This is a genomic window from Arthrobacter sp. 147(2020), from assembly GCF_013116715.1.
GTDB lineage: Bacteria > Actinomycetota > Actinomycetes > Actinomycetales > Micrococcaceae > Arthrobacter_D.
The window spans coordinates 83,550-105,158 of sequence record NZ_JABFOM010000003.1 but is presented as its reverse complement, the minus strand read 5'-3'; the positions used below and the strand labels follow the sequence as shown (position 1 = coordinate 105,158).

The 21,609-nt window shown below is 65.2% G+C and carries 20 protein-coding genes; 9 read left to right on the top strand and 11 right to left on the bottom strand.

The features are described 5' to 3' along the window. The first annotated feature begins 126 nt into the window (after positions 1–126). A complete protein-coding gene (locus HMI58_RS03950) occupies positions 127–1,143 on the top strand; it encodes a LacI family DNA-binding transcriptional regulator (RefSeq protein ID WP_171618225.1) in 1,017 nt (338 codons plus the stop codon). 21 nt (positions 1,144–1,164) lie between these two features. Here HMI58_RS03950 and HMI58_RS03945 read toward each other — a convergent pair whose 3' ends face one another. From HMI58_RS03945 to HMI58_RS14800, 4 genes are all read right to left on the bottom strand, one after another. Then, a complete protein-coding gene (locus tag HMI58_RS03945; RefSeq protein WP_171618224.1) occupies positions 1,165–1,602 on the bottom strand; it encodes a hypothetical protein in 438 nt (145 codons plus the stop codon). 201 nt (positions 1,603–1,803) lie between these two features. After that, complete coding sequence (locus HMI58_RS03940; RefSeq protein WP_171618223.1) at positions 1,804–3,057, bottom strand: methyltransferase domain-containing protein; 1,254 nt, start codon at positions 3,055–3,057, stop codon at positions 1,804–1,806. A gap of 1 nt (position 3,058) precedes the next feature. Next, positions 3,059–4,684 (bottom strand): peptide chain release factor 3, encoded by a 1,626-nt coding sequence (locus HMI58_RS03935; protein WP_171583959.1) that lies wholly within the window; start codon positions 4,682–4,684, stop codon positions 3,059–3,061. An 89-nt stretch (positions 4,685–4,773) separates the two neighbouring features. Beyond that, entirely contained in the window at positions 4,774–4,902 is a 129-nt protein-coding gene (locus tag HMI58_RS14800) for a hypothetical protein (RefSeq protein ID WP_275690914.1), read from the bottom strand. A gap of 226 nt (positions 4,903–5,128) precedes the next feature. Here HMI58_RS14800 and groES point away from each other — a divergent pair, with 226 nt between their 5' ends. The 5 genes from groES (at position 5,129) to HMI58_RS03910 (ending at position 11,349) form a co-directional block, all read left to right on the top strand. After that, positions 5,129–5,425 carry a co-chaperone GroES gene (groES, locus tag HMI58_RS03930; protein ID WP_019481570.1) on the top strand — a complete coding sequence of 99 codons (297 nt, stop codon included), beginning with the start codon at positions 5,129–5,131 and terminating at the stop codon, positions 5,423–5,425. A gap of 135 nt (positions 5,426–5,560) precedes the next feature. Next, positions 5,561–7,174, top strand: coding sequence for a chaperonin GroEL (gene groL / locus HMI58_RS03925; RefSeq protein WP_171618222.1), 1,614 nt, complete (start codon positions 5,561–5,563; stop codon positions 7,172–7,174). 135 nt (positions 7,175–7,309) lie between these two features. Beyond that, entirely contained in the window at positions 7,310–7,675 is a 366-nt protein-coding gene (locus HMI58_RS03920; RefSeq protein WP_171618221.1) for a hypothetical protein, read from the top strand. Between the two features lie 132 nt (positions 7,676–7,807). Continuing rightward, a complete protein-coding gene (gene guaB / locus HMI58_RS03915; protein ID WP_171583963.1) occupies positions 7,808–9,334 on the top strand; it encodes an IMP dehydrogenase in 1,527 nt (508 codons plus the stop codon). A gap of 119 nt (positions 9,335–9,453) precedes the next feature. Then, complete coding sequence (locus tag HMI58_RS03910) at positions 9,454–11,349, top strand: ABC transporter ATP-binding protein (protein WP_171618220.1); 1,896 nt, start codon at positions 9,454–9,456, stop codon at positions 11,347–11,349. Positions 11,350–11,358: 9 nt separating this feature from the next. Here the strand turns inward: HMI58_RS03910 and HMI58_RS03905 are convergent, their stop codons facing one another. Both HMI58_RS03905 and HMI58_RS03900 read right to left on the bottom strand, forming a co-directional pair. Further along, the gene (locus tag HMI58_RS03905) at positions 11,359–11,679 is read right to left on the bottom strand and encodes a hypothetical protein (protein ID WP_225667875.1); all 321 of its coding nucleotides are present in this window, start codon (positions 11,677–11,679) and stop codon (positions 11,359–11,361) included. Positions 11,680–11,749: 70 nt separating this feature from the next. Beyond that, complete coding sequence (locus HMI58_RS03900; protein ID WP_318779123.1) at positions 11,750–12,265, bottom strand: MarR family winged helix-turn-helix transcriptional regulator; 516 nt, start codon at positions 12,263–12,265, stop codon at positions 11,750–11,752. Positions 12,266–12,441: 176 nt separating this feature from the next. Between HMI58_RS03900 and HMI58_RS03895 the strand changes: the two genes are divergently transcribed. The 3 genes from HMI58_RS03895 to HMI58_RS03885 are packed head-to-tail and all read left to right on the top strand — an operon-like array spanning position 12,442 to position 15,902. Beyond that, positions 12,442–13,581 (top strand): GuaB3 family IMP dehydrogenase-related protein, encoded by a 1,140-nt coding sequence (locus HMI58_RS03895; protein WP_171583965.1) that lies wholly within the window; start codon positions 12,442–12,444, stop codon positions 13,579–13,581. 49 nt (positions 13,582–13,630) lie between these two features. Then, complete coding sequence (locus HMI58_RS03890; RefSeq protein ID WP_171618219.1) at positions 13,631–15,355, top strand: glycerol-3-phosphate dehydrogenase/oxidase; 1,725 nt, start codon at positions 13,631–13,633, stop codon at positions 15,353–15,355. A 55-nt stretch (positions 15,356–15,410) separates the two neighbouring features. Continuing rightward, positions 15,411–15,902 carry a PTS sugar transporter subunit IIA gene (locus HMI58_RS03885; RefSeq protein WP_171583967.1) on the top strand — a complete coding sequence of 164 codons (492 nt, stop codon included), beginning with the start codon at positions 15,411–15,413 and terminating at the stop codon, positions 15,900–15,902. A 17-nt stretch (positions 15,903–15,919) separates the two neighbouring features. Here HMI58_RS03885 and HMI58_RS03880 read toward each other — a convergent pair whose 3' ends face one another. From HMI58_RS03880 to HMI58_RS03860, 5 genes are all read right to left on the bottom strand, one after another. Further along, entirely contained in the window at positions 15,920–16,603 is a 684-nt protein-coding gene (locus tag HMI58_RS03880) for a DUF3887 domain-containing protein (RefSeq protein WP_171618218.1), read from the bottom strand. A gap of 5 nt (positions 16,604–16,608) precedes the next feature. Continuing rightward, entirely contained in the window at positions 16,609–16,962 is a 354-nt protein-coding gene (locus HMI58_RS03875; protein ID WP_171618217.1) for a hypothetical protein, read from the bottom strand. Beyond that, a complete protein-coding gene (locus tag HMI58_RS03870; RefSeq protein ID WP_171618216.1) occupies positions 16,959–18,035 on the bottom strand; it encodes a serine hydrolase domain-containing protein in 1,077 nt (358 codons plus the stop codon). Before HMI58_RS03870 ends, HMI58_RS03875 begins: the two co-directional genes overlap by 4 nt. A gap of 78 nt (positions 18,036–18,113) precedes the next feature. Beyond that, entirely contained in the window at positions 18,114–19,895 is a 1,782-nt protein-coding gene (locus tag HMI58_RS03865; RefSeq protein ID WP_171583971.1) for an ABC transporter ATP-binding protein, read from the bottom strand. Further along, the gene (locus HMI58_RS03860) at positions 19,873–21,594 is read right to left on the bottom strand and encodes an ABC transporter ATP-binding protein (RefSeq protein ID WP_171583972.1); all 1,722 of its coding nucleotides are present in this window, start codon (positions 21,592–21,594) and stop codon (positions 19,873–19,875) included. Before HMI58_RS03860 ends, HMI58_RS03865 begins: the two co-directional genes overlap by 23 nt. Between the last annotated feature and the right edge of the window lie 15 nt (positions 21,595–21,609).

Sequence of the window (21,609 nt, the reverse complement as noted above, 5' to 3'; positions counted from 1 at the left end):
TATCTGTGAACGTTCCCAGAGTAAGGCACGTCACATTTGGTTGTCAACGAAAGCTGAAGCGCCGCTGCAGCCGGGCCCCGGCTTGACGAGCCTCAGGCCAGCGGATCGCTCGGCTAAAGTACAGGTATGGAGTCAACTCGCACGCGCATCAGGAGGGCAACCATCAATGATGTTGCCTCGGCGGCGGGGCTGTCCCGTGGAACGGTGTCCCGGGTGGTCAACGGGGAACGCTATGTGTCCGAGGATGCGAAGCTTGCCGTGGAGGAAGCAATCCTGAAGGTGGGCTACGTCCGGAACTCGGTGGCCCGGAACCTGGTCCGGCAGCAGTCGGGCGCCATCGGGTTGATTATCCATGAACCCCATTCGCTCCTGTTCGAGGACCCAAATATCGGGTCAATCCTGCTGGGCGCGAACGCGGTGCTCTCGGCCGCCGACTACCAGTTGGTCACCCTGATTATCGATTCCGCGCGTGATAGCCGACGGGTTGCGGACTACCTCCAGGGCGGTTTGGTGGACGGCGCGGTGATCGTGTCGGCCAGGGAATCCGATCCGATTGCCTTGGCTGTCAAGAACCTGGGAGTGCCAGCGGCGTTTGTGGGCCACCCGCCGGGCATCCCGGATATCCCCTATGTGGCGATCGACAACGCGGCCGCAGCGGAGGCCATCACGTCCCGCCTTGTCGGGACCGGGCGAACCCGGGTGGGGATGATCGCGTGCGCGCTGGACCGGGACTCCGGCCAGGACCGCCTGGCGGGGTTCAAGGCGGCAATGGGGGAGCTGTTTGACCCGGAGCTGGTGGTGGAATACCCGCTCTACACCTACGGGTTCGGGCTGGAGGGGATGCAGGAACTGTTGCGTCGCCGCCCTGACCTGGACGGCGTGTTTGCTGCTTCGGACGCCGTGGCGGCGGGGGCGATGACTGCCCTGCAGGAAACCGGTCGCCAGGTGCCGGGGGACGTGGGAATCGTCGGTTTTGACGACAGCAGTTGGGCCTTGCGGTGTCGGCCTCAGCTCTCCACGGTCAGGCAGCCCGCCGACCTCCTGGGGGAGCGCGCGGCGGAGCTGGTACTGGCCCAGATCCGTGGCCTGCCCAGCCCGGCAGAAGTGCTCGAAACGTCAGTGATGTGGCGGGGCTCGGCCTAGATAACCGGGCATGGCCGGGCATTACCTCCGCAATCGCCGCCGGGCCTGACTGATCGCCACCGTGCACTCACGGATTTCGCAGGCACAGTAGAACATGTCGTCCGGGTACCTGTGCCGCACCCAGCGCAGCAGACGGTCGGTCAGGCTGATCTGTGTGCGCGCGTCCGCCGGATCCCGCATCAGCCACCTGTCGTTGAGGAAGTCCGGCAGGCAGAACACCAGATCGTGGGCAGTGAACAGCCGGCGGAACGCGCCGTACGGGTGGAACTCACGCTCCGCCGCGAGCAGGGTCCCAGCTGCGGTGCCCAGCACCGCGTCAGCGTCGACTGACTCCAGATAGCAGGACAGGTGCACCATCACCCGGTAATATCGGGCGCCGACGGAGGGGCTCCGGCCAGCACCGACATCCTGAAGGAAGGATCGCAGAATGACATCAATATGAGGAATGTCCGTTTCCATGCCCAACTGTCCCATCCGGTACCGACAGTTAAAGGCCACAACGATGGGCGGACTGCAGGTGTCCGGTTTGCGATCCTGCCGACTCGGTGAGCAAGCTGGACAAGAAGGGTCAACATGGGCATTGGTGAGGAAGATGTTGGACACGGATGTCCAGGTTGCCCACCAATATGACGAAGGCGGCGGCGCAGGGCTTCTGGTGGCCTACCCGGCGACGGGTTCGACCACGATGGCCACCCTGTCCTCGCCGATCCGGGTCAGCACCAGGGTGGCCTTCTTCTTGCCACCAGCTCTTGCTGACTTGCCGGATCCTGCCAGGAGCTGCTTGCGCAACTCCTCAGGGGTCACCGAGGTTCCACGTTTCTTGATGTCGAGAATACTGATGCCCTGCTCCCGCACCCAGGTCTTGAGGGCGCGGACGTTGTACGGCATCACGTCGATCACCCTGTAGGCACGGGCGAACGGCGTGTCTTGCAGGGTCGGGGCGCAGATGTAGGCGATCCGTTGATCCAACAGGTGGCCGCCTAGCTGCCTGGCGACGTCGGCCACCAGGCCCGCGCGGATCACGGCGCCGTCCGGTTCGTAGAGGTAGCCCTCGGGAGCGCCGAGGGGTGGCCGGCCGTCGTCGTCGAAATCGGAGCCGCTGGTGAGCTCGGCGGCTCCATGCGCGCTGATCACGAGCGCCGACCGGCGGACGTCCGGCCGCTTCAGGGAGTTGAACCAGAGCGCCACCTCGGTGACGTCCCCGTCCACCGACACCCACTGCGCCTCACAGCCCGCAGGCACCGCGGTGTGCGGGATGCCCGGGCCCAGCTTGACCCCAACGGCGGTGCCGCTGTCGGCCAGCCGTTCCACGAACGAGAGGGGAGGGGAGAAAGCCTCCGGGTCGAACAATCGTTTGGTGCCCGAGGTACTGGTGGTCCGGCGGGCAGGGTCCAGCCACACGCCGTCGTACCCGGAGAGGTCGAACGACTCGGCGTCGCCGCCCACCACCGTGGCATTCGGCCAGGGCATCAGGTTCATGGTGGCAGCGGCGGCGGTGGTCTCATCGATCTCGACTGCTGTCACCTGCCGGTCCAGGCTGGCGAGGGCCATCGCGTCGGCGCCGATCCCGCACCCCAGATCGGCCACGCGTTCCAGTCCGGCAGTGACGTAGCGTTCGGCGTGACGGGCGGCCACCCCGAGGCGGGTTGCCTGCTCCAGTCCCGCAGCGGTGAAGAGCATGCGGGCAGCAAAAGGACCGAATTTCGCCTCCCCCTTGGCACGGAGCCTCGACTGGGTGAGGGCGGCCGAGATGACCTCCGGATCGTGCCCGTCCCGGCGCAGGGAGGTGCTGAGGCGCAGGGTGTCGGCGTCATCGTAGGGGGCCAGTGAGTTCAGCAACTCCCACCCCTCAGGGGTCAGGAGCGGCGCGATTGGATCCGGGGAAGCGGCCGCGGCGACGGCGTCAGCGGCCATCTCAGTAGCCCCGGGCGTCCCCGGCGTCAGTGCCGATCACTGACAGGGAAATCTCCGGCGAGTTCTTCTCCACCCGGCGGAGTGCCCAGACGTCGTTGAAGAGGGCCAGATATTCGCCGTCGGACCGGATCAGCACTTCGGTGCCGCGGATGGCGCTGAGCGCGGCCTGGGCGTCGTGGGTGGTGAGCCTGGCCAGCGAATACTGCAGCGGTTCCATCCGCATGGGCGCGCTGAAGTCGTGTTCCATCCGGTCCGCGACCACTTCGAACTGCATCGGTCCGACCGCTGCCAGCACTGGCGCCTGGTCTCCCCGGAGATCAGAGCGGAGTACCTGGATGATTCCCTCGTGGCCGAGCTGTTCGATCCCGCGCCGGAACTGTTTGAAACGGCTGGGGTCCTTGGACCGGGCCACCCGGAAGTGCTCAGGGCTGAACAGGGGGATCGGTGGGTACTCGACCGGCTCCTCGACGTAGAGGCTATCGCCCATCCGCAGGGCGGAGGCGTTGACCAGCCCGACGACGTCGCCCGGCCAGGCTTCGTCGATCACCTCGCGTTCGCGGCCGAACAGCTGCTGCGCGTACTTGGTGGCGAAGGTTTTCCCCGAGTTGGCGTGGGTGACCACCATGCCGCGTTCGAAGACGCCGGAGCAGACCCTGATGAAGGCCACATGATCGCGGTGGGCGCGGTTCATGCCTGCCTGCACCTTGAAGACGAAGCCCGAGAAGGGTGCATCCACAGGGCGGGGATTGCCGTCAATGTCCTTGCGGGGTGAGGCGGCGGGCGCCAGGTCAACCAGGGTGTCGAGGATGTGCTGGACGCCGAAGTTCAGGACCGCTGACGAGAACAGCACCGGCGTCCCGGTTCCGGCGTGGAAGCTCTCCTTATCGAAGGGCTGATTCGACTCGATCACCAGCGACGCCTCGTCGAGGGCGTCGGTCCAGGCGTCGCCCTCCTGGGCAAGCGCCTCGTCAGGGGTGAGGTGCTCCTCCGTGGCGAGGGAGGCGCCAGCGTTTTTCCTGGTGAAGCGGACGAACTCGTCGCGTTTCAGGTCCCAGACACCGCGGAAGTCGCCGGCAATGCCGACGGCCCAGGTGAGGGGCATGGGGATCAAACCGGTGCGCTCGGTGATCTCGTCCATCAGGGCCAGGGTGTCGAGCCCGGGCCGGTCCCACTTGTTGATCACGGTGATGATGGGGATGTTCCGTTGACGACAGACTTCGAACAGCTTCATGGTCTGGGTTTCGAGGCCCTTGGCGGCGTCGATCAGCATGACCGCGCAGTCCACTGCCGCGAGCACCCGGTAGGTGTCCTCGGAGAAGTCGGAGTGGCCGGGGGTGTCCAGCAGGTTGATGACGGTGTCCCGGTAGGAGAACTGCAGGGCAGTGGAGCTGATCGAGATGCCGCGGTCCTTTTCCATCTGCATCCAGTCGGAGACGGTCTCCCGACGGTTCTCCTTGCCATTGGTGGCACCGGCCGTCCCGATCACCCGGGCATGCAGCGCCAGGGCCTCGGTCAGGGTCGACTTGCCGGCGTCGGGGTGCGAGATTACCGCGAAGGTCCGACGGCGGGAAGCCTCCTGGACAATGCCGCTGTTGCTCCGGGCGGTGGCCTGTACCTGCTGGGTCACGAAACTGCTTTCGAAAGAGAGTGGGATGGCCAGTAAAGGGCCAGTTGCCCAGTCTACTGGGCGGAGTCTAACGGCGTCGAAGGCAGACGTTAGGCTCCAGCCGTGGAGGACCGCGAGACGCACCAGCGCCGATCCTGCCGGAGGTCGAGGCGGTGTTTCCCCGCGATCCTCGCCGCCGTCGTCGGGATCTCCGCGGGAGTGGGCAGGGCATCGATCATCAGCAATGTGAATCCGTGAACCATCCGGACCGGAATGGGGCTGCGCTCGCAGCGCAATCTGGCACTCGCCTTGACCGAGTGCTAACCAATGCATAAAGTCAGACTTGGCACTCTCACCATGAGGGTGCTAACTCCTTCAGGGAAGCGTGAGCCGGCACCGCGACGACGGTCAGCGCCATCCGAAGGCCTTAATTCCATTTGTCACCCAAGCGAAGGAGAGGTCCGCGTGCCGGTCTCTATTAAGCCTCTTGAGGATCGTATTGTTGTCCGCCCACTGGAAGCCGAGCAGACCACTGCCTCGGGTCTGGTCATCCCGGATACTGCCAAGGAAAAGCCCCAGGAGGGCGAAGTTGTTGCAGTAGGCCCAGGTCGCGTTGACGATAACGGAAACCGCGTCCCCGTCGATGTAGCCGAAGGCGACATTGTCATCTACTCCAAGTACGGCGGAACCGAAGTCAAGCACGCCGGCGCAGAGTACCTCGTACTCTCGGCTCGCGACGTTCTGGCGATCGTCGTTAAGTAGTTTTCCCTCGAGTGGACCCCGGCCGTAAAGGCCGGGGTTCTCTCGTCAGTGCGTCATGACGCACACAGCAGCACCAGGATTTGCACACGCACAATCTGCCCACGCAGATGTGCACAATGGAAGAGGAAACACATCATGGCAAAGCAGTTGCTGTTTGACGACGCTGCACGCCGCGCGCTGGAAGCGGGAGTCAACAAGTTGGCTGACACCGTCAAGGTGACGCTCGGCCCCCGCGGCCGCAACGTCGTACTGGACAAGAAGTGGGGAGCCCCCACCATCACCAACGACGGCGTGACCATTGCCCGCGAAATCGAACTGGACGACCCGTTCGAGAACCTTGGCGCTCAGTTCGCCAAGGAAGTGGCCACCAAGACCAACGACATTGCCGGTGACGGCACCACTACTGCGACAGTTCTGGCGCAGGCACTGGTCAGCGAAGGCCTGCGCAACGTTGCAGCCGGCGCGGCCCCCTCGCAGCTCAAGCGTGGCATCGAGGTCTCCATCGAGGCCGTCGCAGCCCGCCTGCTCGAGAACGCCCGCGAAGTAGTCGGTCAGCAGACCGCCAGCGTTGCCTCCATCTCTGCCCAGTCCACCGAGGTCGGCGAGCTCATCGCTGAGGCCTTCGAGAAGGTCGGCAAGGATGGCGTCATCACCATCGAGGAATCCTCAAGCACCCAGACCGAGCTGGTCCTCACCGAGGGCATGCAGTTCGACAAGGGTTTCCTTAGCCCGTACTTCATCACCGACGCAGAGCGTCAGGAAGCAGTGCTCGAAGATGCACTCATCCTGATCAACTCCGGCAAGATCTCCTCGCTGCAGGAATTCCTGCCGCTGCTGGAGAAGGCGCTGCAGGCCGGTAAGCCCCTGTTCATCATCGCCGAGGACATTGACGGCGAAGCGCTGTCCACCCTCGTGGTGAACAAGATCCGCGGCACCCTGAATGTTGTCGCCGTCAAGGCGCCAGGCTTCGGCGACCGCCGCAAGGCCATGCTGCAGGACATCGCCACGCTGACCGGTGCGCAGGTCGTTTCGCCTGACCTCGGCCTCAAGCTGGATCAGGTGGGCCTCGAGGTGCTGGGTTCGGCTCGCCGGATCACCGTCACCAAGGACACCACCACCATCGTCGACGGCATCGGCACCGAGTCCGACGTCGCTGACCGTGTTGCCCAGATCCGCGCTGAGGTTGAGCGCACCGATTCTGACTGGGACCGTGAGAAGCTGCAGGAACGCCTGGCCAAGCTGGCAGGCGGCATCGGAGTCATCAAGGTTGGCGCAGCCACCGAGGTTGAGCTCAAGGAAAAGAAGCATCGCATCGAGGACGCCGTGTCAGCCACACGCGCGGCTCTCGACGAGGGCATCGTCGCCGGTGGCGGCGCTGCGCTGATCCACGCGTCAAAGGCGCTTGACACCGATTCAGCCGTCCTCGCCCTTGAGGGTGATGCGGCGACCGCGATCAACCTGGTGCGCCGTGCCCTGGCACAGCCGCTGCGCTGGATTGCCGAGAACGCTGGTCACGAAGGCTACGTCGTGGTGCACCGTGTCGAGGAACTCGAGCCAGGTCACGGTTTCAACGCCGTCACCGGCGACTACGAGAACCTTATCGACGCCGGCATCATCGACCCCGTCAAGGTCACCCGTTCGGCGCTGCGGAACGCGGCGTCCATCGCGGCCCTGATTCTCACCACCGAAACACTGGTGGTCGAGAAGCCTGAGAACGACGACGAAGACGGCCACGGCCACAGCCACTAGCGGCACCGGCCTTGCGTCCCCCGGACGCAGGGCCACTCAGTAACGACGACACCCCCGGTTCTTCGACCGGGGGTGTCGTCGTACGCTGGGTAGCACCAAGCGTCAGGTTCCAGTGGCAGAGGGGATTATTCACCGATGGATTTCTCTGTGGGACTCATCAGCTTCGTCGCAGGCGTGATCATGACCCTGTGCGGCGTGAACGCCTACCGTGGTCGCTGGCGGACCTGGCTGCAACCGGGTCTCATTCCGCGCGTGGACAGCTATGTTGGCCTGGGCTTGCTCTTTGGCGGGATCGGCTTTGCCCTGGCGCCGCTGGCAGCCCTTCTGGCGGATGTGAACGCCCCGCGACCGCTCACGGTTGTAGCAGTCGGGATGACCATGACCGGCATCCTGCTGTGGTTGCTGAGCACCGCCTGGCTACCGCGGTTCATGCGCCCCGCGTGGGTGAGGGCCGAACAGGATGCGCCAAGTCGTCCTCCCGGATCAGACGACCGCCCGTGAGCGACTTCACGCCCCGCCAAAGCGCCCGCGGAATAGGGTGCGCCCGGCAATGGTTTTAGGATGAGAGTCTGGCAGTCCGATCATCCGAGGGCCAGCTTCTACCAACAGACCATCTGAGAAAGAGGCGACGCAGTGAGCCACCCGTCCCCGCGTAACGAAACCCACGACCCGTTCGGATTCGTTGGCCTGACGTACGACGACGTCCTGCTCCTGCCTGGCCTCACCGACGTGATCCCTTCCGAAGCCGATACGAGTTCGCGGGTATCCAAGCGCATCACCGTCCAGACCCCCCTGCTGTCCTCGGCCATGGATACGGTCACCGAGGCGCGGATGGCCGTCGCGATGGCACGCCAGGGCGGTCTCGGGGTCATCCACCGCAACCTCTCCATTCAGGACCAGGCCGAACAGGTGGACCGGGTGAAGCGTAGCGAATCCGGAATGATCACCCACCCGGTGACCATCGGACCTGATGCCACCCTCTCCGAACTCGATGAGCTGTGCGGGCACTACCGTGTCTCAGGACTCCCCGTGGTCGACGACGCCGGCCACCTGCTGGGCATCGTCACGAACCGCGACACCCGCTTTGTCTCCGAGCACGAGTGGCCTCACCGGCTGGTCCGCGCCGTCATGACCCCCATGCCCCTCGTGACAGGTCAGGTCGGGATCAGCGGTGAGGAAGCGATTGGCCTGCTGGCCAAGAACAAGATCGAGAAACTTCCGCTGGTCGACGGCGACGGAGTCCTCCGGGGCCTCATAACCGTTAAGGACTTTACAAAGGCCGAGCAGTATCCGCTCTCCACCAAGGACGAGGAGGGCCGCCTGCGGGTCGGTGCCGCTATCGGATTCTTCGGGGACGGCTGGGAGCGAGCCATGGCCCTGGTGGACGCCGGCGTTGACGCACTGTTCGTTGACACCGCCAACGGCCACAGCGCCGGTGTACTCGACATGATCGCCAGGCTCAAGGCCGAGAAGTCACTGGCCCACGTCGACATCATTGGCGGTCAGGCCGCCACCCGTGAGGGCGCACAGGCCCTCATCGATGCCGGAGCCGACGGCATCAAGGTGGGGGTAGGCCCCGGGTCGATCTGCACAACACGTGTTGTTGCCGGGGTTGGAGTTCCCCAGGTGACCGCCATCTACGAATCCGCGAAGGCAGCCATTCCAGCGGGGGTGCCAGTCATTGCCGACGGCGGCCTGCAGTACTCGGGCGACATCGGGAAGGCCCTTGTTGCTGGTGCCGACACCGTCATGCTCGGGTCGCTGCTGGCGGGCTCCGCCGAAGCGCCGGGCGAGCTGATCTTCGTGAACGGCAAGCAGTACAAGACCTACCGGGGGATGGGGTCCCTGGGCGCCATGCAGACCCGCGGGAAAAACACCTCCTATTCAAAGGACCGCTACTTCCAGGCGGATGTCACGGGCGATGACAAGCTGATCCCTGAGGGGGTGGAGGGGCGGGTTGCCTACCGCGGCCCGCTGGCCTCTGTCGCCTACCAGCTGGTCGGGGGCCTCCGCCAGACGATGTTCTACACGGGCGCTCGCACCATCGACGAGCTGAAGGCGAAGGGCAAGTTTGTCCGCATCACTTCGGCTGGCCTGAAAGAGTCACACCCGCACGATATCCAAATGACCGTCGAGGCGCCGAACTACGGCACCAAGTAGCCAGCACGTCCCGCTGGAAGGAAGTAGCGGGCCTCCGTGACTGATTCGGGCCGTGCTGGCCAATGGCCACGATGGACTGTGCGCAGGTGACCTGCCGCGAGAATGAAGAACGGTGAGCCATGACCGACAGTGAGCTTCGCCCGCCCCGGGATCCCCGGCCGCGTCTTTCCCTGGGCCCGTATGCCCGGGCTGTGGGACAGGTTCTGCGGGTGAGCTTCAAGGCTTCCCCGGGCGCTGTGATCATGAAAGTGCTCGGATCGCTGATTGCGGCGGTACTCCCGCTGGTAACTACCTACTTTGCTGCGCTGACCACCACCGCCCTGGCCGAGGCTTACGCGGGTAATCCCGATGCCGGACAGCGGGCGGTGGTCTATGTGCTGATCACCGCTGGGCTGGGATTGCTCTGGGGCGCGTTCACCAGTGTGGACCGCTACATCCAGCAGGTGATGAGTTTCAGGGTCGGTGCCGTGGTGGGGGACCTGATGTATGAGCGCTTCCTGGCGCTTGAGTTCTGGCGGTACGACGATAAGGACACCGTCGACCTCTACGACCGGGCCAAAAGGTTCTCGGACTCCTACGCCCGCGTCCTCGACCGGATTGCCGCGATCTTCACGCAGCTGGTGTCGGTAATCCTCGCCATTGGTGCGCTGCTGCTGGTCAGCTGGTGGGTGGCCCTGATTGTCCTGATCGCGATCATCCCGAGCGTGTATCTGCAGTTCAAGCTTTCCCGCGAACAGATGGCCCACTGGAACACCCAGGTGGACTCCCGCCGGCAGCGGCGGTTGATCGAAACGAACCTGATTCGTCCGCAACACATCGCGGAGATGAGGCTGTATGGGGTAGTGAAATACCTGATGGACCTGCGCTCCCGGCTGCGCGACGCCGACGAACTGCGTCGCCTCGAGTTCCAGAAACGGTATATCCCCAAGCAGCTGCTCGCCGATGCGCTCCAGTACGGTGCCGAGGTGGTGGCTCTGATCTGGGTGGTGGGGCAGATTATCGCTCGTGCCCAGCCGGTCGGCCAGTTCCTCTATATCCAGCAGATCGTCAGCCGTGCCCTGTCGACGGCGAACCAGCTGGTGACCTCGCTCAGTTCCATCGACGAGGACCTCGCCAACCTGAAGGACTACGAGGAGTTCATGAAGTTCCCGACGGCGGTCGGCGGCGGGAAACCCCTGGCAGGGCCGCCCGCCGAGGTTCGGCTCGAGGACATCACCTACACGTACACAGCGGGGAGCACCCAGGTCCTCAAAGGGGTCTCCCTGACCATCAGGGCGGGGCAACACATTGCGATCGTGGGGGAGAACGGCGCCGGAAAGTCGACGCTGATCCGCATTCTGGCCGGCCTGTACCAGCCCGAGTCCGGCCGGGTCCTCCTGGATGGGCAGGATCTCCGGACCTTCGACATTGCTTCCTGGCACCGGCATCTGGCAGTGATGTCACAGGACTTCCTGAAGTACGAGTTCGCGACGGCAGCCAACAACATCTACTTCGGCGACGTCTCCCAGCCCAGAGAGGACCAGCGGGTGGAGCGCGCCGCAGCGGATGCTGAGGCCACCGACTTCATCGATCGCCTGCCAAACGGCTTCGAGAGTCATGTCAGCAACTGGATGGAGGACCCGCGGGGCCGCAAGGGGAGCGGGCTGTCCGGCGGCCAGTGGCAACGGCTCGCGATGGCCCGCAACTTCTACCGCGGGGCGCCCTTCATCGTGATGGATGAGCCGACGTCGGCGATTGATGCTCTCGCCGAGCACCGCATCTTCAGCCGGCTTTTCGCCGATAAGGACCACACGATCATTGCCATCAGCCACCGCCTCGCGACCATCGAGAAGGCCGACATCATCTACATGATGGAGGAGGGGGAAGTAGCCGAATCAGGCACCCATGAGGAGTTGGTCAATCTGCGGGGACGGTACTTCAGGATGTTTGAGAGCCAGCTGGGGCTCGATCCGGATCCTCGTGACCCGGATTCCCTTGACACCGACCCGACAGTCCCGGGTCCCGCCGGGTGGTGACCACCCTGCTCAGGCGGGAGCCTTGTCCTTGGGGTCCGGCGCGGTGGCCTGGGGTTCGGGAAGTGACTCCCTGGGGTTGGATGGCACTACCGGCTGCACTGCGCTGACATCCACGGGCGGCTGATGGTCCTCGGCGGCACGGAAGTCCAGTTCGGCCTGCAGTTCCTCGTGCCGTGATTCAGTCTCGGGGTCCGGTTCCTGATCGACCGTGTATTCACGATCCAGCTGGCGGTGGACTTTGCTGTTGAGGATCTCAACCTGGCTGTCTTCCAGCGGTGCCAGATCGGCCGGGAACGGTTGTTCCGGTGAAAGCCTGCTCTTGTCGCCCATAGCCTGACCTTTCGCCAATGGTGTTCGAAAACTTTTCGCACAGGCAGTCTACGTCCAATGGGGGCCCGTGTTAGCCAGCGGCGCGGGAACCGGAATTCCGTCCCGCTCCCAACTCCTCGATCAGGTTCCGGAGCTCGGCACGGAGAGTTTCGGACAGCAGTCCGCCCCCTGCTATGAGGGACTGCTCAATCTTCTCGGCACTGGCGAGGGCCCGCTGGCCGGAGTCAGACACCGACACCATCTGGATCCGCTGGTCAACAGCACCCCGGACACGGTTGACGTATCCGTTCGCCTGGAGCTTCTCGATGGTTTTGCCCATGGTCTGGTTTTGTACCCGAATCAATTGGGCCAGCTTGGTCTGGTTGATGGGGCCTTGATCCTGCAGTACCCGCAGGGCGGTATAGCCGGCGTGGGTGAGCCCCAGATCGACCAGCGCCGCATTCCATGCATGGTCGACGAGGCGTGCCGCGGTGGTCAATAGCCTCCCGGTGGGCCATTGCTCCAGCTCCTGCATGTCGACACTTCCTTCAGTGGTGGGATCGGTGGACTCAGACCGTTCGGGCTCCGCTTCCGGGATGCCATCCACCCTAGCCTCCTCGACGCCGGAAAGGAAAGCACGCTTAGCAACTGTCGCTGGATTTCGGTGACACCACTGCCTCCCATAATGGCCCCCACTGTGTATGCCATCTGGGTTATATAGCCAAATCCGGCCTAGAACATGCCGCGGAGTCCTTGCGGGCTGCGCTGGGATAACCTTGGTGGGTGACTAACGAGATTGAAATTGGCCGAGGCAAGCGCGGACGCAGGGCATATTCGCTCGATGACGTGGCGGTGGTCCCTTCCCGCCGGACCCGTGACCCGCACGACGTGTCAGTGCAATGGCAGATCGACGCCTACCAGTTCGAGATGCCGGTCATCGCTGCTCCGATGGACTCGGCGATGTCCCCGGCAACCGCTATCGCGATGGGCCGGCTCGGTGGATTGGGGGTACTCAATCTGGAAGGCCTGTGGACCCGGTACGAGGATCCACAGCCTGTCCTGGACGAGATCGCCCAGCTGGGCAGCGAAGCTTTTAGCCCGGCTGCCACGCGCAGGATGCAGGAAATCTACAACGCGCCCATCCAGGAGGGCCTGATCACCAGCCGCCTGGCCGAAATCCGCGAGGCTGGTGTCACCGTTGCGGGTTCGCTGACCCCGCAGCGTACCCAGCAGTTCTACAAGACCGTCGTGGCTGCCGGGGTCGACATCTTCGTGATCCGCGGCACCACCGTCTCGGCCGAGCACGTCTCGAAGAACGATGAGCCGTTGAACCTGAAGCAGTTCATCTACGAGCTGGATGTGCCGGTCATCGTCGGCGGAGCCGCCGGCTACACTCCCGCCCTCCACCTGATGCGTACCGGGGCAGCCGGGGTCCTGGTCGGGTTTGGCGGGGGAGCGACCACCACCACCCGCCGCGCCCTGGGTATCCACTCGCCCCTTGCCTCGGCGATCTCCGACGTGGCAGCGGCCCGCCGTGACTACATGGACGAGTCGGGCGGACGCTACGTCCACGTCATCGCCGACGGCGGGATGGGCACCAGCGGCGACATCGTGAAGGCCATTGCTATGGGCGCCGACGCCGTGATGCTGGGTTCGGCCCTCGCCCGGGCCGAGGAAGCACCCGGCCAGGGCTGGCACTGGGGCCAGGAAGCCCACCACGATGAGCTGCCCCGCGGCGACAGGGTCAACATTGGCACCGTCGGTCCACTCAAGGAGGTGCTGTGGGGGCCATCCCACCACACCAACGGAACCTCCAACGTGATCGGCGCCCTGCGGCGGGCCATGGCCACCACCGGATACTCGGATCTGAAGGAGTTCCAGCGGGTGGAAGTGGTCCTTTCCCCCTACCTTTCCAACGGCTGATTGCTAAGGTTGGGGGACGTAGTATCGAACCCGACGAAGGATCGCCGCCATGTCATCAGGAGCACTCAGCCCGAAGAACCGTGAAGACGCGCTAGCAGCGCTGAAAGCCACGTCGGAAGCCGGCAAGGAACTGGACATCCTGATCGTCGGGGGAGGCGTTGTCGGCGCCGGCTCGGCGCTGGACGCCGTCACCCGCGGCCTGGATGTGGGGATGGTTGAGGCCCGCGACTGGGCGTCCGGCACCTCCTCACGGTCCTCGAAGCTGATCCATGGCGGACTGCGCTACCTCGAAATGCTTGACTTCGCCCTGGTGCAGGAAGCACTGAAGGAACGGGGGCTGCTGATCCAGCGGATCGCCCCGCACCTGGTCCGCCCCGTACCGTTCCTCTACCCGCTGACCAAACGGTTTTTCGAACGCCCCTACGTCGGGGCCGGGATCCTGCTGTACGACACGATGGGGATGACCTCCGGCAACTCCCGCGGGGTCCCCATGCACAAGCACCTATCCCGGCGTGGCACCCTGCGCGCTGCGCCCAGCCTGAAAAACGACGCAATGGTGGGCTCCATCCGCTATTACGACGCACAGGTGGACGATGCACGGTATGTCGTCAACATGGTGCGCACCGCCGGGCACTACGGTGCCAAGGTCGCCAACCGGGTCACCGTCGTCGACTTCCTCCGCGAAGGCGAACGCGTGGTGGGCGCCCGCGTGAAGGACCAGGAAACCGGCGAGCAGTTCGACATCCGCGCGAAACAGGTCATCAACGCGACCGGTGTCTGGACGGACGAAACCCAGGCGATGGTCACCGACCGTGGTCAGATGAAGGTCAGGGCCTCCAAGGGCATCCACCTGGTGGTGCCGCGCGACCGCTTCCAGTCAACTGTCGGGCTGATCCTCAGGACCGAGAAATCGGTCCTGTTCGTCATTCCCTGGGGCCGGCACTGGATCATCGGGACCACCGACACTGACTGGGATCTGGACAAGGCCCACCCTGCGGCGTCGTCCAAGGACATCGATTACATTCTGGAGCACGTCAACAAGGTACTGCGCCGCCCCCTGACGCGGGAAGACGTGGAGGGCGTGTACGCCGGACTGCGCCCGCTGCTGGCCGGTGAGAGCGATTCCACTGCGAAACTCTCGCGGGAACATGTCGTGGCCCACCCGGTCCCCGGGCTGGTGGTCGTCGCTGGTGGTAAGTGGACCACCTACCGCGTGATGGCCAAGGACGCAGTCGATGAAGCCACCCGAGCGCTGGACGAGCGGGTTCCCGCCAGCTGCACCGAAACCGTCCCGCTGCTCGGCGCCGAGGGGTACAAGGCCGCCTGGAACAAGCGGGCGAGAATGGCCGAAAGCTCGGGCGTGCATGTGGCACGGGTCGAGCACCTTTTGCAGCGCTACGGCACCCACGCCGAGGACATCCTGGCACTGATCCGCGAGGACCGGTCCCTGGGCGAGCCGCTGCCCGGCGCCGACGACTACCTCGGCGCCGAGGTGGTGTACGCGGTCACCCACGAAAACGCACGCCACATCGACGATGTGCTCACCCGGCGTACCAGGATTTCCATCGAGTCGTGGGACCGCGGGGTCTCAGCGGCTCCCGCCGTCGCCGCGCTGATGGCGCCCTTCCTTGAGTGGAGCGACGCGCAGGTGGACCGCGAGGTCAAGCACTACCTGGCGAGGGTGGAAGCGGAACGGCTCAGCCAGGAGCAGCCCGACGATATCCTGGCGGACAACGCCCGGATGGGAGTCGAGGATATTGTGCCGCTAAGCTAGGACCGCGGTCTGGACGCCGCGCCGCCTGTCCAACGCAACCCGCGAGAGGTCTACCGTGACCGAGCGATCCCTGGAATATCATGACGCCATCCTGACCACCCCTGACTTGGTGATCCTGGAAATGGTCGCCGCCGACAAGGAGGACGCGGCGGCGCAGCTGGCCACCAAACTGTTCGAGGCGGGGAGGATCTCCGACCTCGACGGTTTCCTGGAACAGGTCAACTCCCGCGAACACCAGATGGCCACCGGGCTTCCCGGTGGGGTGGGACTGCCCCATGCGCGCAGCGACTACGTCACCCAGACCAGCATCGCGGTGGGCATCACCAAGTACGGGCATAGCCTCGACTTTGGCGCGGTGGACGGCCCGGCGACGCTCATTCTCCTGATTGCCACGCCGTCGCAGTCCTTCTCCGAGCACCTTGAGGTGCTGGCAACCCTGGCCAGGTCACTGTTCAAGGAAAATTTCAGGGAATCGCTCAGGCGGGCTCACGACACTGAAGTGATCGCTGAGCTCATTAACTCGACTCTGGTGTTTTTCGACCACTGACGTTCTCCCGGCCTGGCTCAACCGGGGAGCATGCTGGGGTCAAGAATCAGCATCCCCGCAACCCGACCGTCGCCGTCGAACGCTATCCGGCCGGCCATCTCGCCAGCTTCGAAGATCAGTTCCAGGTCCACGATCTGCAGCGCCCCGTTCTTTCTGGTGGTCACCTTCCCGGGGAGCTCGTACCGTCCAACAGCCTCGACTAACGAGGACCACACCGAGGAGAGGCCCTCCACAGTCACCGCCTCCAGCATGACCGGAGCAAAATGGTCCCTCACCGCGGCCCAGTCCTCGTCGGCGCACTGGGCGAAAATGCGTTCCGCGACGCCGATCAGGGCGGCCATGCTGCGGCGCTGGGTCTTCTCGGCGGCAGGGACGCGGCCGACGGGCTGGCCGAAGCGCTGGAATGCTGCCTGCCTGCTGATGCCAAGCACCGCGCCAATGTCCTGCCAGGTGGTGCCGTGGCGGCGTGCCTGGTGGACCGTTTCGCGGAGCAGGTGATCCACGCCGTCGTTCAGTTCAACGATGGCCCGCAGCGCATCGGGGGCGGTCAGCCCAAACGGTTCGTACCCCAGGAGGTCGCGTACGGTTCCCGTCCGGGCCTCGACCATCTGCAGGGCCTCGGCGGTTCCCGGCTCCGGCTCCTCACGGGAGGGCTGGCCACGGTAAACGTGATCGTCAGGCGGGGAAGCGGGGGCTGGCACAGTAGCTATGTTAGGCGAACGGCCAGCACCGCGGTGGTGCCGACCATGGTGAGGGCGAGGGTGGTCCAGTCCCGGCGGCCCACGGCGGCCGTCCGGTCCCGCAGGGACTCCCATCGCACCGCAAGCATGATCGTGCCCGCCAGGACGAAGGCTGCGGCGAGATACCAGAGCGCGGGCGGGACGACAGTGAAACGGGTCAGAAGGGCGCCGAAGACCAGCCAGCCGGTTGCGGCCAGGGAATGGGTTGCCAGGGCGACCGCCGATTCGCTGCGGCCCCTGACCACGACCGAGTATACGTAGGAACCGGTGATCCAGAGGACGATTGCCGGAGGGAACCACAGGAGGAGGAGATCTATCACTGCGCCCCTCCCGTCATCAGTGCCGCACCCAGTTCATCCACCGGGCCGGACATGTTGCTGAGCACGATTGACGCCCGGTCGGAGTCCAGGTCGAGAATCAGCATGCCCGCGAAGCCACCGGTCTGCCCGTTGTGCCAGCGGTATGCGTCAGCCTCCGGATCCGAGGGAGTGCCGATGAACCAGGCCAGCCCCATCGGTGTGTCCTCGGCGGAGTCGACCGGGTCCAGGGACCGGGAGCCCGGAGCCGTCCCGTCGAGGAGCGCGCCGGCCAGCAAAGCGAGGTCGGCACTGGTCGAGCGGACGCCCCCGGCAGGAGCCATGCCGCCCATTGTCCACGGCTGGGCGGCCTTCCCTGTCGTCGCATAGCCCTGGACTGCCTGAGGCCGTAGCTCCTCGGGTTCCGCTGGCACATAGGTGTCCTTCATCCCGAGGGGGTCGGTGATCCGCTCTCTGAGCAACTCCGGGTAGCTGAGTCCTGCCTGCGCCGCGAGCGCCTGCCCCAGGAGGGCGGCGCCGAAGTTTGAGTACTCGAACGTGCCGGCAGGATCAACTCCGGCGTTCCGGGCCCGCTCCAGCAGGACGGCGGGGGAATCCGTATAGGGGTTGCCGGCCGTGTAGTTGGTCAGGATAGCCCTGAGCGTGAACCCGAGGTCAGCCGGTAGCCGCGGGAGGCCAGAGGTATGCGTCGCCAGTTCCCTGAGCGTCACCTCGGGGACGGGTGAACCCTTGACATCCAGAAGGTCGCCCACCGGGGTGTCGAGGGTAACCTCCTCCCGGTCGACAGCGTCGGCCAACAGCATTCCGTTGAGGACCTTGCTGATGGAACCAATCTCGAATTCGTCAGCCGGATCCGCGCCAAAGCCCGCGAAGGTACTCCCATCCGGACCCACCACTGCCGTAGCTATCCGGTTGGTCCCCGCCGGCCGGTGCAGCTCAACGATCCGTGCCAGCGCGGGATCCCCGCTGGTGTGCGGCTCGGCGCCGGGAAGACGCGGCGCCGAGGCCGCAACAATTGCGACAACTGCGACAAGGCAGGTGAGGGGAAGCAGGCGGGAACGCCAACGTAAAGTCATGTGTAAACCCTAGATTTACAGTTTCTAAACGTCAAGACTGGATTTACAAACTTTGGGCAGCCTTGCGGGCTTGGCGAGCTACTCGGAGCGCCAGGACTTCCATAGGGCAGCGTAGGAGCCGTCCAGTGCCAGGAGCTCGTCGTGGGAGCCCAGTTCGGTGATGTTCCCGCCCTCCACCACTGCCACCCGGTCGGCGTCGTGAGCTGTATGCAACCGATGGGCAATGGCGATCACCGTGCGTCCCTCCAGCACGGCGTTGAGGGAGCGTTCCAGGTCGCGGGCTGCCTGCGGGTCAATAAGGGACGTTGCCTCATCGAGCACCAGGGTGTGGGGATCAGCGAGTACCAGCCGCGCGAGTGCCAGCTCCTGGGCCTGGGCGGGAGTGAGCTCGTGAGCGCCCGAGCCGACCTCCGTCTGGAGCCCTTCCGGGAGCCCGAGGGCCCAGCCGAGGGCGCCGACGTCGTCCAGCGCCTGAACCAGTTCAGCTTCCGTCGCGTCGTCCTTGCCGAGCCGGATATTGTCGGCCAACGATCCCACGAAGACGTGGTGCTCCTGGGTGACCAGGGCAACCTCTCGCCGGAGGGCGTTCAGCGGGCGGTCAACCAGCGGCACATCGCCCACGGTGACCGTACCCGCGGTCGGGGGGTGGATGCCGGCGATGAGCCGGCCCAGTGTGGACTTGCCCGCTCCGGAGGGTCCGACCATTGCGAGCCGTTCACCGCGGCGCAGTTCCAGGTCCACGCCGTGGAGCACATCGTGCCCCGGGCGGTACGCGTACCTTGCCTTGGAGACGAGGATGTCCTCGTTCAGGGGCTCGTGGTCGGTAGCGTGCCGGTCAGGCTGCACCTCCTTGATGCCGACGATACGTGCCAGCGAAGCGGCGCCCACCTGGATCTCGTCTGTCCACATGATGAGCAGGTCGACCGGGTCGATCAGCCGCACAGCGAACAGGGCAACCGTTGCCACGACCCCGGGCGTGACCACGTCCAGGGAGGCCAGCCAGCCGCCCCAGAGCAGCACGCCGGCCACCGGCAGCCAGAATGCGAAATCGGCGGCGGGGAAAAGCACTGTGCGCAGCCAGAGGGTGTACCGCTCGGCGCGGTAACTGCCCGTGAGGGCTGAGTCGATCCGCTCGCGGCGCAGCGCTCCCAGTCCCAGTGCGTCAACAGTGCGCGCGCCCTCGATGGTCTCGGTGATTGACCCGTTGACGACGGCGTAGGTTTCCCGTTCCTTCTGGTAGCCGGCCGAACTCCGTTTCAGGTACCACCGGGTCACCGGGTACAACACCGGGACTCCCACCAGCAGTGCCAGCGCAAGTACCGGTGACGTGATCACCGCCGCGCCGATGGTGAGGAGAATGGTGACAATCGAGACCACCACCTGTGGGACGCCGAAACGCACGGTGTGGGACACGGCGTCGACATCGTTGGTGGTGCGGGAGACCAGGTCGCCCGTCCCCGCCTTCTCCACCGTCGACAGCGGCAGGGAAGTGACCTGCTCCATGAAGTCCTCCCGGAGTTCGGCGAACACGGTCTCGCCGAAGACCATGCCGGCGCGTACCGCCAGGCGACGCAGCAGCGACTGCGCAATCAGGAAGGCCAGCATAATCAGGGAGATGGTGGCGATGTAGTTCGAGGTGGTTCCCTCCACCACCGCATCCACGACGCGGCCGAGCAGCACCGGTCCCACCAGGCCGGCGATCGCAGACCCCACGTAGAGGGCGACGACGCGGGAGAGCCCGCCGCGGTGGTGCCTAATCAGCCGCGCTGCCTCGGCACGGACCTGGGCCGGCTCGGCGACCGGAAGCTTCCCGGAGGTGTCGGTGCCAGCTGCTGTTTCACTCACTTCGGATGACCACATTTCGGTAGGCGGGCTGGGACGACAACAGTTCCTGATGGGTTCCCTCGGCGGCCACCTGGCCGTCCTCGAGATACACGACGTGGTCCATCACACCGAGCATGAGAGGACTGGCGGTCACCACCACGGTGGTCTGGTCGACACCGCCCCGCATCCCCTTCAGGCGCGCGGCGATACGGGACTCCGTGTGCGCGTCCACAGCGCTGGTCGGTTCAATGAGGACCAGGGTCTCCGCCTCGGTCAGGAGGGCGCGGGCAAGCACGAGGCGCTGCCGCTGGCCGCCGGAAAAGCTCCGCCCACGCTCGGTGACCTCATGATCCAGGCCGTCGTCGACGCCGTCGAGAATGTCCAGGGCGCTGGAGGCGTCAAGCGCCGCAAGAATTCCCGAATCGCTGTGCCGGGACCGGGGATCCAGCTGGGACCGCAGGGAGCCCGTGAAGAGCTGGGGGTTCGCCTCGCTGACCACGATGCGCTGCCGGATATCGCGGAGGGCGATGTGCTGCAGGGATGCCGTTCCCCAACGGACTTCAGCCGTCTCGAGTACCTCATCCTCGAAGCGCCCCAATCGTGTTGCCAGGTCGGCTGAGGCTGCGGTGTCAACCGAGACCACGGCGGTGATCCGGCCCGGCTGGATGACGATTCCGGTCCGGGCATCGCGCAGCAGGGACCCGGGTGGCGGGGCCGGCAGCGTGGCTGCCTGGTCGGCGACGTCGGGATCGACGCTGAGCACGGCAATAATCTTCCGCGCGCCGACATGCGCCCTGATGAACCGGGCCACGCTGTCAGCTGCGGCGCGGATCGGGGTCATCAGGAAGATCGAGTAACCGTAGAGTGCAACCAGCTGCCCGGGTTCGATGTCTCCTGACAGTGCCAGGTTTGCCCCGACCCAGGTGAAAAGGACGCTGAAGGCGCCGGCAATGAACACCTGGGAGGCTTCAAGATCGGCGAGCGAATACGCGACCCGGATACCCGAATCCCGGGTTTTCACCGAGCGTTCCCGGTAGCGGTTGACGAAGATGTGTTCCCCGCCGATGCCCCTGAGGACCCGGAGTCCCGCGACGGTGTCGGCGCCAACGGCAGTCATTTTGCCTGACGCCTCACGCTGCTCACGCTGCCGGGCCTGGAGGGGGCGGACCACGAACAGCAGCAGTCCACAGCAGGCCGGGACGCCGACGAGGACGATGATTCCGAGAAGCAGCGACGTCTGGGAGATCAGCACGCACACCACCAGCCAGGCCATGACTGACCCGGCCAGCCTGGCCGATACTGCGTAGATTTCGCCGAGCCGGGTGGCATCCGAGGCGGCAGTGGACACTACCTCCCCGGTCGAAAGCTTCCGCGGCAACGCATCTCCGGTGCGGGTGATCTTGTACCCGATCAACCGGATGGAGTGGAAAGCCGCCTGCAACCATCCACTGATCGCGGTCCGGTGCTCCAGGGTGCCAGCAACGGCCTGAAGCACGGTCAGCCCGATCAGGACCCCTACCCACAGCAGGAGCCGGTCGAACTCGCCCGCAACGATCCCCTCGTCGATGGCCCGGCCCAGTACGAAGGGCATCACCGCCTGGGCGACCATCCAGACAGTGCCGAACACCACCCCCGCGAGGAGGGTGGCTTTCTGCTTCGATGCCAGCCAGAGCAGGTAGCGGGAAGGGGAGCGGAGATCCGGTGTTCCGGGATCGGGGTAGGGATAAGAGCGCACGATCAACCATCCTAG

Coding starts and splice junctions, on each gene's coding strand:
- HMI58_RS03870 (WP_171618216.1), bottom strand. CDS start 18,035: ATGACTTTACGTTGGCGTTCCCGCCTGCTTCCCCTCACCTGCCTTGTC.
- HMI58_RS03940 (WP_171618223.1), bottom strand. CDS start 3,057: ATGGCCGCTGACGCCGTCGCCGCGGCCGCTTCCCCGGATCCAATCGCG.
- HMI58_RS03920 (WP_171618221.1), top strand. CDS start 7,310: ATGGATTTCTCTGTGGGACTCATCAGCTTCGTCGCAGGCGTGATCATG.
- HMI58_RS03865 (WP_171583971.1), bottom strand. CDS start 19,895: ATGTGGTCATCCGAAGTGAGTGAAACAGCAGCTGGCACCGACACCTCC.
- HMI58_RS14800 (WP_275690914.1), bottom strand. CDS start 4,902: ATGATCGATGCCCTGCCCACTCCCGCGGAGATCCCGACGACGGCGGCG.
- HMI58_RS03945 (WP_171618224.1), bottom strand. CDS start 1,602: ATGGAAACGGACATTCCTCATATTGATGTCATTCTGCGATCCTTCCTT.
- groL (WP_171618222.1), top strand. CDS start 5,561: ATGGCAAAGCAGTTGCTGTTTGACGACGCTGCACGCCGCGCGCTGGAA.
- HMI58_RS03910 (WP_171618220.1), top strand. CDS start 9,454: ATGACCGACAGTGAGCTTCGCCCGCCCCGGGATCCCCGGCCGCGTCTT.
- HMI58_RS03905 (WP_225667875.1), bottom strand. CDS start 11,679: ATGGGCGACAAGAGCAGGCTTTCACCGGAACAACCGTTCCCGGCCGAT.
- HMI58_RS03890 (WP_171618219.1), top strand. CDS start 13,631: ATGTCATCAGGAGCACTCAGCCCGAAGAACCGTGAAGACGCGCTAGCA.
- HMI58_RS03950 (WP_171618225.1), top strand. CDS start 127: ATGGAGTCAACTCGCACGCGCATCAGGAGGGCAACCATCAATGATGTT.